This window comes from Enterobacter sp. SORGH_AS_0287, from assembly GCF_031453695.1.
In the GTDB taxonomy this organism is placed as follows: Bacteria; Pseudomonadota; Gammaproteobacteria; order Enterobacterales; family Enterobacteriaceae; genus Enterobacter; species Enterobacter ludwigii.
This window is the reverse complement of sequence record NZ_JAVIZW010000001.1, coordinates 458,877-472,114: the sequence shown is the minus strand read 5'-3', so window position 1 is coordinate 472,114 and position 13,238 is coordinate 458,877. Positions and strand designations below refer to the sequence as shown.

General features: G+C 52.5%; 12 protein-coding genes. 1 reads left to right on the top strand and 11 read right to left on the bottom strand.

The genetic code is table 11. The annotated features are described in order from the left end of the window. Genes QE396_RS02120 through QE396_RS02070 form a run of 11 tightly spaced genes read right to left on the bottom strand, consistent with a single transcriptional unit; the run spans position 1 to position 10,961 of the window. On the bottom strand, positions 1 to 966 hold the full coding sequence (locus tag QE396_RS02120) for a GDP-L-fucose synthase (RefSeq protein ID WP_014170818.1): 966 nt from the start codon (positions 964 to 966) through the stop codon (positions 1 to 3). Between the two features lie 2 nt (positions 967 to 968). After that, the gene (gene gmd / locus QE396_RS02115) at positions 969 to 2,090 is read right to left on the bottom strand and encodes a GDP-mannose 4,6-dehydratase (protein WP_014170819.1); all 1,122 of its coding nucleotides are present in this window, start codon (positions 2,088 to 2,090) and stop codon (positions 969 to 971) included. 24 nt (positions 2,091 to 2,114) lie between these two features. After that, positions 2,115 to 2,663: a colanic acid biosynthesis acetyltransferase WcaF gene (gene wcaF, locus QE396_RS02110; protein ID WP_020883264.1), complete on the bottom strand. Its 549-nt coding sequence runs from the start codon at positions 2,661 to 2,663 to the stop codon at positions 2,115 to 2,117. A gap of 15 nt (positions 2,664 to 2,678) precedes the next feature. Next, a complete protein-coding gene (gene wcaE / locus QE396_RS02105; RefSeq protein WP_014170821.1) occupies positions 2,679 to 3,425 on the bottom strand; it encodes a colanic acid biosynthesis glycosyltransferase WcaE in 747 nt (248 codons plus the stop codon). Between the two features lie 16 nt (positions 3,426 to 3,441). Further along, the gene (gene wcaD, locus QE396_RS02100) at positions 3,442 to 4,662 is read right to left on the bottom strand and encodes a colanic acid polymerase WcaD (RefSeq protein WP_020883262.1); all 1,221 of its coding nucleotides are present in this window, start codon (positions 4,660 to 4,662) and stop codon (positions 3,442 to 3,444) included. After that, positions 4,637 to 5,854: a colanic acid biosynthesis glycosyltransferase WcaC gene (gene wcaC / locus QE396_RS02095; RefSeq protein ID WP_014170823.1), complete on the bottom strand. Its 1,218-nt coding sequence runs from the start codon at positions 5,852 to 5,854 to the stop codon at positions 4,637 to 4,639. Before wcaC ends, wcaD begins: the two co-directional genes overlap by 26 nt. Next, positions 5,851 to 6,342: a colanic acid biosynthesis acetyltransferase WcaB gene (gene wcaB, locus QE396_RS02090; protein ID WP_014170825.1), complete on the bottom strand. Its 492-nt coding sequence runs from the start codon at positions 6,340 to 6,342 to the stop codon at positions 5,851 to 5,853. Before wcaB ends, wcaC begins: the two co-directional genes overlap by 4 nt. Further along, positions 6,342 to 7,184, bottom strand: coding sequence for a colanic acid biosynthesis glycosyltransferase WcaA (wcaA, locus tag QE396_RS02085; protein ID WP_020883261.1), 843 nt, complete (start codon positions 7,182 to 7,184; stop codon positions 6,342 to 6,344). The genes wcaB and wcaA overlap by 1 nt, the downstream gene beginning before the upstream one ends. A 22-nt stretch (positions 7,185 to 7,206) precedes the next feature. After that, on the bottom strand, positions 7,207 to 9,369 hold the full coding sequence (wzc, locus tag QE396_RS02080) for a tyrosine-protein kinase Wzc (protein ID WP_020883260.1): 2,163 nt from the start codon (positions 9,367 to 9,369) through the stop codon (positions 7,207 to 7,209). Between the two features lie 2 nt (positions 9,370 to 9,371). After that, positions 9,372 to 9,815, bottom strand: coding sequence for a low molecular weight protein-tyrosine-phosphatase Wzb (wzb, locus tag QE396_RS02075; protein WP_014170828.1), 444 nt, complete (start codon positions 9,813 to 9,815; stop codon positions 9,372 to 9,374). 6 nt (positions 9,816 to 9,821) lie between these two features. After that, positions 9,822 to 10,961: a polysaccharide export protein gene (locus QE396_RS02070; protein ID WP_014170829.1), complete on the bottom strand. Its 1,140-nt coding sequence runs from the start codon at positions 10,959 to 10,961 to the stop codon at positions 9,822 to 9,824. 692 nt (positions 10,962 to 11,653) lie between these two features. Here QE396_RS02070 and QE396_RS02065 point away from each other — a divergent pair. Further along, a complete protein-coding gene (locus QE396_RS02065; RefSeq protein ID WP_020883259.1) occupies positions 11,654 to 13,237 on the top strand; it encodes a TerC family protein in 1,584 nt (527 codons plus the stop codon). Position 13,238 lies beyond the last annotated feature (1 nt).

Below are 13,238 nucleotides of genomic sequence, written 5' to 3'. Positions count from 1 at the left end.
TTACCCCCGGAAGCGGTGCTGGTTTTCAAGGAACCACTGGTAGGTGCTTGCCAGCCCCTGCTCCAGAGATACCTCGTGATACCAGCCCAGCTGATGCAGACGGGTCACGTCCAGCAGTTTGCGCGGCGTGCCGTCCGGTTTGGTGGCGTCAAAGACCACGCGGCCTTTGTAACCCACCACCTGCGCGATGGTTTGCGCCAGCTCGCGAATGGTGCAATCCACGCCAGTACCGACGTTAATGTGTGACAGCATCGGTTCGGTGTTTTCCTGCCACACCTCACGATCCAGCTCCATTACGTGAATGCTGGCAGCCGCCATGTCATCCACATGCAGGAATTCACGCATTGGCGTCCCGCTGCCCCACACCACCACATCCGGTGCATTTTCGGCCGTTGCCTCGTGGAAACGACGCAGCAGCGCCGGGATCACGTGTGAATTGCTCGGGTGGAAGTTGTCATGCGGTCCGTACAGGTTGGTCGGCATCACCGAACGATAGTCGCGGTTATACTGACGGTTGTAGGATTCGCACAGCTTGATCCCGGCAATCTTGGCAATCGCATACGGCTCGTTGGTTGCTTCCAGCGTGCCCTGCAGCAGTTCGCTCTCAGCGATCGGCTGCTTCGCCATTTTCGGGTAGATACAGGATGAGCCGAGGAACAACAGCTTATTCACGTTGTGCAGATGCGCTGCGTGAATGATGTTGCTCTCAATCATCATGTTCTCGTAGATGAAATCCGCCGGATACGTGTTGTTGGCAACAATGCCGCCCACTTTCGCCGCCGCCAGATACACCTGGTCAATACGTTCACTGGCGAAGAAGTCCTGTACCGCTTTGCTGTCGAGCAGGTTCAGCTCGTCACGGGTACGGACAATCACATCGACATCACCGCGCTGTTCAAGCTGGCGAACAATCGCGGAACCCACCATTCCGCGATGACCCGCGACAAAAATACGTTGTTTTGTCATTCTCAGGACTCCAGCGCGATGGCAACCTCGTAGCCATGAGACTTGAGCAGGGAGTGTTTTTTCGCTGCTTCAAGATCTTTGGCAACCATCTCGGAAACCATCTCCTGCAGAGTCGTTTCTGGTTTCCAGCCCAGTGTTTCGTGTGCTTTGGTTGGGTCGCCCAGCAGGGTTTCCACTTCAGCAGGACGGAAGTAACGTGGGTCAACCTGTACAATCACGTCGCCCGGTTTCACGCCCGGTGCGTCATGGCCCGTTACGGAAACCACGATGCCTTTCTCTTCCACGCCGGTACCTTCGAAGCGCAGTTTGATACCCAGCTGAGCGGCAGCCATCTCAACGAACTGACGTACGGAGTACTGCACGCCGGTTGCGATAACGAAGTCTTCTGGTTTTTCCTGCTGCAGCATCATCCACTGCATTTTTACGTAGTCTTTGGCATGGCCCCAGTCACGCAGGGAATCCATGTTGCCGAGGTGCAGGCAAGATTCCAGACCCTGTGCGATGTTAGCGATAGCGCGGGTGATTTTACGGGTAACGAATGTTTCACCGCGACGTGGGGATTCGTGGTTGAACAGAATGCCGTTACAGGCATACATGCCGTAGGACTCACGGTAGTTCACGGTGATCCAGTACGCGTACAGTTTCGCTACGGCGTACGGAGAACGTGGATAGAACGGGGTAGTCTCTTTCTGAGGAATTTCCTGCACCAGACCGTACAGCTCAGACGTGGATGCCTGGTAGAAACGGGTTTTCTTCTCAAGGCCGAGGAAGCGAATCGCTTCCAGCAGACGCAGCGTACCCATTGCGTCAACGTCAGCGGTGTATTCCGGAGATTCGAAGGAGACCGCAACGTGGCTCATCGCGCCCAGGTTGTACACTTCATCCGGCTGCACTTCCTGCAGAATACGGGTCAGGTTGGAAGTATCGGTCAGGTCGCCGTAGTGCAGATGGAATTTCGGGTTCGCCGCATGAGGATCCTGATAAATGTGATCCACACGTTCGGTGTTGAATGAAGAAGCACGACGCTTAATACCGTGTACTTCATAACCTTTTTCCAGCAGCAGTTCTGCCAGGTAAGAACCATCCTGTCCGGTAACGCCGGTGATGAGAGCGACTTTAGACATGTTTATATTCCTCTACTTATGAATTTAATCAGTTTCAACGCGTTCGCGTATCACCACTGCGGGGTTGCCACGGCAAATTTTATTTGCCGGTAGCGATTTAAAAACGCTGCTGCGGGCACCGACTACCGTGCCATCGCCAACAGAAACACCAGGTGCAACAAAAACATCTGTCGCCAGCCAGCATTTTTCGCCAATCACAATCGGAGTGGCGGTAATATCAAAATGCTGACTCATAAAATCGTGACTGCCGGTGCACAAATAACACTTCTGTGAAACCACTGAATTTGCGCCAATCGTAATATCGCCAAGGGTATATAACACCGCGTCATCCCCTACCCACGCATAATCCCCAAGCGTTAATTTCCACGGGTAGGTAATTTTTACCGACGGGCGAATAACTACGTTTTTTCCGATTTTTGCGCCAAACAGACGCAATAAAAAAGCTCGCCAGCGGTACAGTATTTGCGGTGACCAGGCAAATAAGGTGGCCTGTACGGCCCACCACAACTGCACTTTAATACCGCTCCCGCCCCGAAAGCCTTTCGGCACGGAGAAACCTTTAAGATCCTGCATTACGTTTCCTTATATTCAGGCTTTGTTATATAAGGTTTTCGTTTTACCCGTGGTACGCAGACGTAATAAATAAGATAATTCCGCCCAGAACCCCGGCACGCCTAATATTTTACGCTGCACATTTCTGGCATCCTGGCACAGTTCCAGATTATTAGACGTTGACACACCGCCCATTGAAAATTCAGATACCAGCCCTTTAATTCGACGGAACGGGTAACCTGATTTATACAGGCTGGCGGTCAGCGCATAATCTGAAGAAACTTTATACTGCAGATCGTAAGGCTGTTTTTTCAGACCTTTTACCGGGAAGAAAATGGCCTGATGGCTGGCAGGCAAACTGTGGTAGATATACCAGCCGGGTTTCGCACTGCGGCAAACTTTATGCCCATCGCCAAAATCGAGCAGCGCGTCGCCAATGTACATCGCATCCTCTTTCTGGCGCGCCAGCTGACGGGCAAATAACGCCACATCCTCATGGAATACGTCACCGGAATTCAGGAAGATGGCATAACGGCCTTGCGCCATGTCGATGCCTTTATTCATCGCATCGTAGATGCCTTTATCTTTCTCGCTGATGAAACGTAAGTTGAACTCACCGTTGAGTTTTTCCAGAAACTCCGCCGTACCATCGTTCGAGCCGCCATCGACCACAATCCACTCGAAGGTGAGACTTGGATCGCGCGCCAGGTTGCGCAGCGAGCGCCAGGTTTTTACCACCCCTTCGTAATTACGAAAAGCGACAGTAATGACGCTAAGAAACATAAATCACCTCATTTCGTCATACGTTCGTAATATTAAGCGCTTTGCGCAGAATAAACGGACAGACAATCAAGAAAGCATATTCCGGGCTAAATATTGACCCGGTAAAAAACAACGACACCGGTGTAAACAGATAAAGCTGCACGCGAAAGTTCTGGTTATCACCAAACGCGTTAATCATCATTTTGAAAACTTTAAACAGATACCACAGTGTCAACAGTACGGCGAACCACGAAAAATAGATAATTAACAGATACAGGCCATTGTCTATGGTTTTACCGACATCCGCACCGTTAAAGATTCCGAATGATGCAACATATTCGTAAAGTGAGCCGAATCTTACTACACCATCGATATGGGTTAAGGAATAACCCACCATCACCAGCGGACCAATGATACGATAATAGGATGACGAGCCTTCGGTTCCCAAATCTCCCAGACGTTCTGAGATGTATGGGAAGGCAAATATCACGCCAACCATAAATACCGTCAGAGAGATAATCGCCAGCGGCAGTTTTTTCTTAATCGCATCTTTGTTCAGGTACTGGAACGCCCACTCCAGCAGGTAAAACAGGATAAATGTCATTACCCCTGAGAACGATCCTGACAGAACAATTCCTGCAAGAATCATAGCATCGGTCTTAGGGGTTTTGATACCAAACTGTTTGATGCTGAGCCAAATTGAGATTAGTGCCAGAGCAAAAAACGCCGGTTCAAAATAGAGGGCTGTCGTACGTTTTCCGCCAAACTTGATGAAGTTCAATACATAGCTGTTACTGTAAATGAGATATTTCGAAATTATCTCCATCAGGCTACTGCCACCGGTCAAAATAATTTGTGCCATTTCCAGTGCAGCAAGCATAACAATTAACGCAACGGCAATATAAAAGAACCTAAGGATTTTCCGATAATTGTGTGGCGAAATAACCTTGAAACGAATACTCCAGACCATGCCAATAATAATGACGATATAAACAAACAGCATGGTGGAGGTGACGTATTTACTGGCATCCAGAGACTGACCAAAGATGTAGTTAAATAGCGTCAGACCCACGCCCAGCCCTAAGGCCATCATCAGCTTCTTGAGGTTGATTTTGTCGACATACAGCAGAAGCAGAACGGGCAAGAAGGTCACTATGGTTATCGGGAAGCTTTCGCCAAGCTGGGCAATTTTGACGTTGACCAGCAGGTAAATCAGCGGCAGCAGCAGATAACTACAGACTCTGATAGAACGAGACATATTCCTCCAGCATCTGTTGTCCACTGTAGGCCTTGCGGCTGCGGTTGCGGAACGATTCCAGGTCGGTGCCAAAAACGGCCTGCGCGATCTGCGCCTTCGGCAGTTGCACCAGGGGCAGCACCTCATGCTCCGCAAACGTGGTCCCGCCCGATTTTTCCAGCACTTCGCGTGCCGCATCGCTGTGGGTGGCAATCACCGGCACACCGATGGAGAGCGCTTCGCACAGGATCAGCGGGTAGTTATCCACGCGCGAACTGAATACCAGCGCATCCATCCCATTGAGGGCGCTCATCAGTTTGCGCTTGTCGGTTTCAAACCCGTGATTCACCACGTTAGCCCCTTCGAACGGCGAGAACTTGCCGAAGGTGTGCAGTTCAATCTTGTCACCCAGCGCCATCATGTCGCGCACCAGCTGCTGATTGGTTTTGCCGTCGTAACGCAGGTCATGCGCAACGATAGCGATTTTTGGTTTACCCGGGGTTTCTGCAACCGGGGTAAGTTCGGCCAGAATCGCTTCCGTCGCCACGTCGATACCGTTATTGATGATCTGACAGCGCCCTGCCCCATACAGACTGTTAAAGGCATCGGCAACGTGCTGGCTTGGGGAGATAAACGTACAGCCGAGCGAGAGCATGTCGCGGAACAGCTGGCGCTTTCCGGCCACCAGCTGATGGGCACGATCCACTTTCACCGGCGGGTAGTTGCTCAGCGTCGGGCACTTCTGGCAGTTGCTTTTCCAGCCTTCACACCCGTCGGTAAAGGCGCAGCGACCGGTCACGCTCCAGTGATCGTGCAGCGTCCAGACGAAGCGGGTATCCGGTTTGTGGGCCTGCACCTTCTGGCAAAACGCCACCACCTCTTCCAGGTTCAGCCAGTAGCTGTGAAGCACATGGAAATGCAGTACAACCGGCCCCTGGGAGCGCGTCACGGTGCGATAAAGGGTATTAAGATTGCCAAACAGATCGCGGTTAAACAGGCGGAACAAGGCAATGTTGGCCACGGAAGTCAGGCGCGGCGTGTGCTTATGCACCTGCGGGTAGTTATCGTGGCTGACGCTTTTCTTACCGCCTTTGCCATAACCGTAAATAAAACGAGACTGAAGTCCTTTTTGCAGCGCGCGCTGATGAAGATCCAACGCCACACCGGCCGCCCCGCCCTCTGCGAGACGGACGTTAAATTGCAGAATGTTCATTTGATCACCTTCACGCGGGCTTTCTCACCCACCACCAGCGCGTTATCCGGAATACTGTCCAGCACCACGCTCCCTGCGCCTATCGTGACGTTGTTACCAATCGTGATGTCGCCAATGATGACCACGTTCGCGCCCAGCTCGACGTTATTGCCAATCACCGGGCAGGCCAGGCTGTCGGGCCCACGGTTACCGATGGTGACCGCGTGGCGAATAGTGAAATCATCACCGGCTACAACGAATTTGTTGATCACCACGGCATAACCGTGATGAATGGTAAAACGGCGACCAATGGTGGCAGCGGCCTGAATTTCATAACCAAAAAAACATTCAGTAATGATGCGGTACAGCACCAGCACCGGTGCTGCCCAGAGATTGTTTAAAACATTTTTCTTGCGCCACACCGAGCAAAAATGCGCGATGCGGTACGCCAGAACCATGCAGCACGGGCGCAGGCTCCAGCTGTTAGCGCGGCAATCTTCCAGAAACATTATTTCCCCCGAAGTCCATCAGCCAGACGCTTGCCGTTACGCACGGACAACAACGTGAGCAACGTGCGCCAGTTCATGCGCTTATTGCGGATCTGATAGAGGGTAAACAGCTGATACTTCCGGCTGGCACGGTCGAACTTGTCCTTGTGCTTGCGGTAAAAGTGGAAGTAACCAGAGAATTTCTTCGGCGACGAGGTGATTTGCATCTCCCCGTGATTGATATGCAGGATCTGCGTCGCCTCTTCCACCTTCCACGGCTCGCCATACTCCATCACCATGCGCAGGAAGATGTCGTAATCCTGCGCAGCCTTCAGCTCGGTATCGAACAGGCACTCCTTAAAGCGCCACGCCCAGGTAAAGACCTGATTACCAATGATGTTGCGTTTATAGAACAGGCGGCGTGAGTAAGGCGATTTCGGATACAACGGCAGGCTGGCAGGCTGCGAGTAAACTTCCCCCTGACAGACATAGTCGTTGGCATACAAAAACGCATGCGTCACCAGCTGTGCTTTGTGCGACAGGAAGACCGACAGACGGTTCGGCGTCCATTCGTCATCATCGTCGATGCCGGTCAGATACTGGCCTTTAGCCTGCATAATCGCCTGGTTACGCACCGCGCACGCACCGGAGTTAATCTCGTTGTGCGTGTAAACCACGCGCGGGTCGTTAAGGTCAGTCACAAACTTTTGCAGCTGTTCGTACGAGGAAGAACAGTCATCAACGATGATCAGTTCCCAGTTATCGTAATCCTGTCGCAGCACAGATTTTATTGCGCGGATCGCCAGCTGCTGACGATTCCATGTCGGCATATAAATAGAAACTAAAGGGCGTTGTGTAGTCATGGTCTTCCCCGAAAGCTAACGATTAGTGACTGTCAGACTTGTATTCGTACTCGTAGTAACCGTAGTCCTGGTAACCGGTCGCACGACGGAAGATGGAGTTCAGGATCACCCCTTTCACTTCAATTCCGTTTTGCTCGAAGCGGCTCAGGCTGGTTTCCACTTCCTTCAGCGTGTTCACTGCGTAACGCGCCACCATCAGCGTGGTGCCGGCATGGCGGCCCACAATGGCGGCATCGGTCACCGCCAGAATCGGTGGGGTATCAATCAACACCAGGTCATAGTTTTTGCTCGCCCACTCCACCAGCTCGCTAAAACGTTCACTCATCAGCAGCTCTGATGGATTTGGCGGCACCTGACCACGCGGAATAAGGTCAAACTTCGGCACCGTCGTCGGTTTTGCACTCTGGCTAATCTCACCTTTGCCCAGCAGGATTTCCGACAGCCCGTTGACGTTATTGGTACCCAGCAGTTCGTGGGTATAGCCCTTACGCATATCACAGTCGATCAGCAGCACCCGTTTATTGGTCTGGCTCACTACCGCCGCCAGGTTGGCACAGACAAAGGTCTTACCAATTGACGGGCTGACACCGGTCAGCATCAGGACGTTGTTTTTGGCCTGCATCATGGCGAAGTGCAGACTGGTACGCAGACTACGAATCGCTTCGATGGCCAGATCGGTTGGGTTACCCACGGCCAGCAGCTGACTTTGTTTGTAACGCTTAACGCCTTTGGTGGTTTTGACGCTGTCACGCGATTTTTGCCACTCCGACAGCGGGATGCTGGCGTAGACGTTGATACCGCTCTCTTCCAGTGCCTGCGGGCTTTCGATTCCACGGTTGAACAGCGAGCGAAGCAGCACGCCAACGATAGAGAGGATAAGACCCAGAATAATGCTGCCGAGAATGATGAGGGCTTTCTTCGGCTTCAGCACCCCAGGCTGGGTGATGGCCGGGTCAACGATGCGCACATCACCAACGGTACTGGCTTCGGTGATTTTCAGCTCCTGCTGTTTATTCAGCAGCTGCATGTACACCTGCTGTCCGGATTCCACATCGCGGGTCAGACGTACGATTTCCTGCTGCGTTTTAGGCATCGCAGTGACGCGGTCGTTGAGTTTCGCCTTCTCTTCTTCCAGCGTGCGGCGTTTCTCCAGCAGCGTACGGTAGGCCGGGTGACGCTTGGTATAAAGCTTGGAAATCTCCGCCTCTTTGAAGGTCAGCTCGTTAAGCTGGGCATCAATGTTAACCATCGAGTCGAGAACGGATTTCGCTTCCAGCGGCAGGTCGACAGAGTCTTTATCCTGACGATAGGCGTTCAGCTTGTTCTCGGCATCATCCAGACGGGCGCGGACTTCCGGAAGCTGTTTGGCGAGGAATGCCAGGCTTTTCGCCGCTTCAGCCGATTTACGCTCAACGTTCTGCTCAAGATAGTTACGGGTGATGCTGTTGAGGATGTCGCGGATCTGATCCTTATCTTCACCGGTAAAGGTCATGCTCAGGACACCGGTGTCCTTGCCGTTTTCGGTGACGGTCAGGTTGTTCTGCAGATTGTTAATCATTCCCAGCGTGGAGAATTTGGTCACGGTAAATTCACCGCCCTCCTGGGCGTGGATCGCGCTGACCATCATGCTGACACCCTGTTTCGTCAGCATCTGCCCCACTTCACCGCGCGCGCTAAAGCCCGCATCGCTGGTCAACTGGTACTGTTTCGGGCCTAACACCGTCAGGGTAAAGGTCTGATCCGCGCTTCCTTTTGGCAGCACAAAGTCAGTCACTTTGACCGTGTCGTTGCTGCGTCCCATCAAACGGTCCCAGCCGGCACCAAAGATCGGGAAGGTATTTTTGGTGACGGAGATATCAAGGCCGAGGTCGTGAACGGTTTTACCCAGAACCAGGCGCGACTGGATCAGCTGAATTTCCGCATCGGAGGCCGGCGGTTTGTTCGCCAGTGCGGAGCCAATGTCCTGCACCAGCGAGTTACCGGTATTCTGCTCAATCTGCACCAGCGCATCGGCACTGTAGATGGGCGTCGCAAACAGCGTATAGACGACGGCCGCCGCGGCAAACACGGCGGTGATCCCAAGCACCCACCACTTTGCCTCTACGACGGTGCCGACCAGGCGACCAATATCGATTTCATCACTGCCCGAAGTCGGGGCGGCAGAAGGTTTTGTTTTTTCTGTCATTGTTATCCCTGCTGAGCTTTCAGTGCCTGCGCCCACTGACGGGCAGACTGGTCAAGTAAGGTGTATACCGCCTCGAAGGCCTCATGGCTTTTGCGATATGGATCGGGGATTTCGCGTTCATTGTCCCAGTGACCAAACAGCATCACCTTGCCGCGCATCTCCGGTGCGATATCACACAGCGCATGGATATGGCGTTTTTCCATCGTCAGGATCAGATCATACTCCCGGCACATACGGCCGGTGACCTGACGGGCGATGTGCCCGTCGAGAGAAAGGTTATGATCGCGGGCCACGCTCGTTGCGCGCTCATCGGCACCTTTACCGACCAGCGCACCCAGCCCTGCGGATTCAACGGTCAGTTCGGGCTGGTAGAGTTTCAGCAGCCGTTCAGCCGTGGGGGAACGGCAAATGTTCCCCACGCATACCACCAGAATTTTGTTAAACATCGCGGATTACCAGGTATGAATGTCGCGCGCCGTATCCGTCATGTAGCGAACGCCACTGATGGTTGGCAGCAACTGGTTGATCAGACGGTTCCAGCGGGCAACCGGTGCGGTGGTGACATACACCACATCGTATGGCTGGAGACGGAACTCCGTTGCCATCACCAGAGACGTCGCATCGGACATATCCAGCTGGTAGATGTTGGCAATCTTACCTTTCGCACTGCCCTCACCTTTCAGCGGACGGATCACGAAGATACCGGTGGCGTTGGAGGTGGTCAGATCAATACCCTCTGCATTACCCAGCGCTTCGGTCAGGGTCATGCCGCTGAAGTCCATTTTGAGGGTGCTCTGTTTCTTAACTTCGCCCATCACGAACACTTTCAGATCGTCATTGCGCGGTACGTAAAGAATGTCGCCCGGATAGAGCAGACGGTTCTGAGTCAGGTCACCGTTTTGCATCAGCGCCTGCAGCGAAATGCGCTGCTCTTTGCCGTTGTGCGTCAGAACCACGTTGCGCCAGTCGGCACCGTCGGTTAAACCGCCGGCGGCGTTAATGGCATCCAGAACGGTCAGCGGTACGTTGGTGATGGCCTGTTGACCGGATTTATTCACCTGTCCGGAGATATAGGCTTTTTGCGAGCGGAATGCGGCGATATTAACGTCCACCTGCGGATCGGCGATGTACTGCGCTAAGCGGCCGGTAATATCACTGCGGATTTCGGCGAGCGTTTTCCCGGCAACGTGTACCTTGCCAATATAGGGATAGAACATGGTGCCGTCTGACTGTACCCAGTTACCGGTGTCGCTTGAGCTACGGTACTGGCCCGCTGGTGTGGTCAGTTCAGGGTGGTCCCAGACGGTGACGTTGATGACATCACCCGGCCCCACGCGGTACTGGTAGGAGGCAATCTCCTGATCCAGAGACATATTCGGCTGAGCAACATTCGGACGTGGGCGTAATTGTTCGACCAGACGTGGCGTGAGTGGATAAACATTCACCATTTTGTCGAGATCAAAATCGGCATCCTGCTGCTTGATCACATCCTTACCCATTGTTGACATATTGCTGCCGGGAAAGACCGTACAACCACTCATCAAGGTCACAGACACCAATAATGGCATCAATTTCATTTTGGATTTCATCATTGATTATTTATCACTTTGGCAGAGTAATTATCCTGTGCAATTTAAAATAAGCCGGGTCGTATTGGGTTTCAGCATGCAGTTAATCAAATAGAAATATAACTGGCATCAGTCCTAAAAAAAGCTTATTCATCCATTGGCTATTGACAGAATAATCGAGGCTGATTCACACGCTTTCAGGCACGCTACCGCCCTTGGCTTTCAGTTACCAATCCACTGACTAAACAATGTGTTATGGATAGACACCCTCTTGAACAAGGTCTTCTGGAAATATATCAGCCGCAAAAACGCCCGACGGATAATCAATAACCATTCCTGAAGACCGAAACAATAATAGCAACAAGGAGATTTAACATTTGATGCTGGAGGAATTGTTGCAGCTAACCTAATAGCAGGCAAGGAGACAACTGTCCTAATAACTGTTTTTAAGATTAATATTAAGAGCAAACTTTTGACCTTTTAGGATTTTCTTTATATTGACAAAGCAACAATAAAAACCATTAATTGCGATATATCCTAAAATGTACTGTGCGTAATAAAATATACGTAATTACCTTATTTACAGCGCCAGCGTATTGCTCTCTTTTTGTTCGGCCTTATTAAGAGAAATCTCAGCCCGGCATTGCAATTTCCCGCCGCTTTATCCATGATCGAAGTGTGACATTCGTCATATAACAGAAGGTATTGCTATTACTATGGAATGGATTGCCGATCCATCAATCTGGGCCGGACTGGTGACGCTGGTTGTCATCGAATTGGTGCTCGGTATTGATAATCTGGTCTTTATCGCCATCCTCGCCGAAAAACTGCCCCCTTCTCAGCGTGACCGCGCTCGCGTAACGGGCCTGCTTTTGGCGATGGTGATGCGGTTGCTGCTGCTGGCCTCTATCTCCTGGCTGGTCACGCTGACACAGCCTCTGTTCTCCGTTCACGGCCTGAGCTTCAGCGCCCGTGACCTGATCATGCTCTTCGGTGGCTTGTTCCTGCTGTTTAAAGCGACAGTTGAACTTAATGAGCGGCTCGAAGGCAAAGACAGTGAAAACCCGACCCAGCGACGCGGGGCAAAATTCTGGCCTGTGGTGGCGCAAATCGTGGTGCTGGACGCCGTCTTCTCACTGGACTCGGTGATCACCGCCGTCGGGATGGTTGACCACCTGGCCGTGATGATGGCCGCAGTGATCATTGCCATCACGTTGATGGTGATGGCAAGTAAAGCCCTGACCCGGTTCGTTAACAGCCACCCGACCATTGTTATTCTCTGCCTGAGTTTCCTGCTGATGATTGGCTTTAGCCTGGTGGCAGACGGGTTTGGATTCCACATTCCGAAAGGCTATCTGTATGCCGCCATTGGTTTCTCAGTAATGATTGAAGCGCTGAACCAGCTGGCGATATTCAACCGTCGCCGTTTCCTCTCAGCGAATCAGACGTTACGTCAACGCACGGCCGACACGGTCATGCGCCTGCTGAGCGGGAAAAAAGAGGATGCAGAACTGGATGCGGAATCCGCCGCGATGCTTGCCGATCACAGTGACGGGCTGATCTTTAATCCGCAGGAGCGACTGATGATTGAGCGAGTGCTCAATCTGAATCAGCGGACGGTCAGCAGCATCATGACATCACGGCATGACATTGAGCATATCGACCTGACGGCACCGGAGGAGCACATTCGCGCCCTGCTGGATAAAAACCAGCACACCCGCGTGGTTGTCACCGGTGGTGAAGAGGAAGAGGAGTTGCTGGGCGTGGTGCACGTCATCGACCTGCTGCAACAGCAGCTGCACGGTGAAGCACTCAATCTGCGTGCCCTGGTACGCCAGCCGCTGGTCTTCCCTGAGGGACTGCAGCTGCTTTCTGCTCTTGAGCAGTTCCGTAACGCGCGCACTCACTTTGCCTTTGTGGTGGATGAATTCGGTTCCGTTGAAGGACTGGTCACGCTCAGCGACGTCATGGAAACCATCGCCGGTAATTTGCCCAACGAAGTGGATGAGATTGATGCGCGCCACGACATCCAGAAAAATGCCGACGGGTCGTGGACGGCGAACGGCCATATGCCGCTGGAAGACCTGGTGCAATATGTGCCGCTACCGCTGGATGAAAAACGCGAGTATCACACTATTGCCGGTCTGCTGATGGAATATTTGCAGCGTATCCCGCAACCGGGAGAAGAGGTTCAGGTGGGCGACTATCTGCTTAAAACGTTGCAGGTTGAGAGCCACCGTGTACAGAAGGTGCAGCTCATTCCACTGCGGGATGAAGAAGAACTGGACTATGAGGTTTAGT

Bases quoted from the DNA above. Each gene is read 5' to 3' on its own strand.
- wcaE (WP_014170821.1), bottom strand. From the start codon at position 3,425: ATGTTTCTTAGCGTCATTACTGTCGCTTTTCGTAATTACGAAGGGGTG.
- wzc (WP_020883260.1), bottom strand. From the start codon at position 9,369: ATGACAGAAAAAACAAAACCTTCTGCCGCCCCGACTTCGGGCAGTGAT.
- wcaF (WP_020883264.1), bottom strand. From the start codon at position 2,663: ATGCAGGATCTTAAAGGTTTCTCCGTGCCGAAAGGCTTTCGGGGCGGG.
- wzb (WP_014170828.1), bottom strand. From the start codon at position 9,815: ATGTTTAACAAAATTCTGGTGGTATGCGTGGGGAACATTTGCCGTTCC.
- wcaB (WP_014170825.1), bottom strand. From the start codon at position 6,342: ATGTTTCTGGAAGATTGCCGCGCTAACAGCTGGAGCCTGCGCCCGTGC.
- QE396_RS02065 (WP_020883259.1), top strand. From the start codon at position 11,654: ATGGAATGGATTGCCGATCCATCAATCTGGGCCGGACTGGTGACGCTG.
- QE396_RS02120 (WP_014170818.1), bottom strand. From the start codon at position 966: ATGACAAAACAACGTATTTTTGTCGCGGGTCATCGCGGAATGGTGGGT.
- wcaA (WP_020883261.1), bottom strand. From the start codon at position 7,184: ATGACTACACAACGCCCTTTAGTTTCTATTTATATGCCGACATGGAAT.
- QE396_RS02070 (WP_014170829.1), bottom strand. From the start codon at position 10,961: ATGATGAAATCCAAAATGAAATTGATGCCATTATTGGTGTCTGTGACC.
- gmd (WP_014170819.1), bottom strand. From the start codon at position 2,090: ATGTCTAAAGTCGCTCTCATCACCGGCGTTACCGGACAGGATGGTTCT.
- wcaC (WP_014170823.1), bottom strand. From the start codon at position 5,854: ATGAACATTCTGCAATTTAACGTCCGTCTCGCAGAGGGCGGGGCGGCC.
- wcaD (WP_020883262.1), bottom strand. From the start codon at position 4,662: ATGTCTCGTTCTATCAGAGTCTGTAGTTATCTGCTGCTGCCGCTGATT.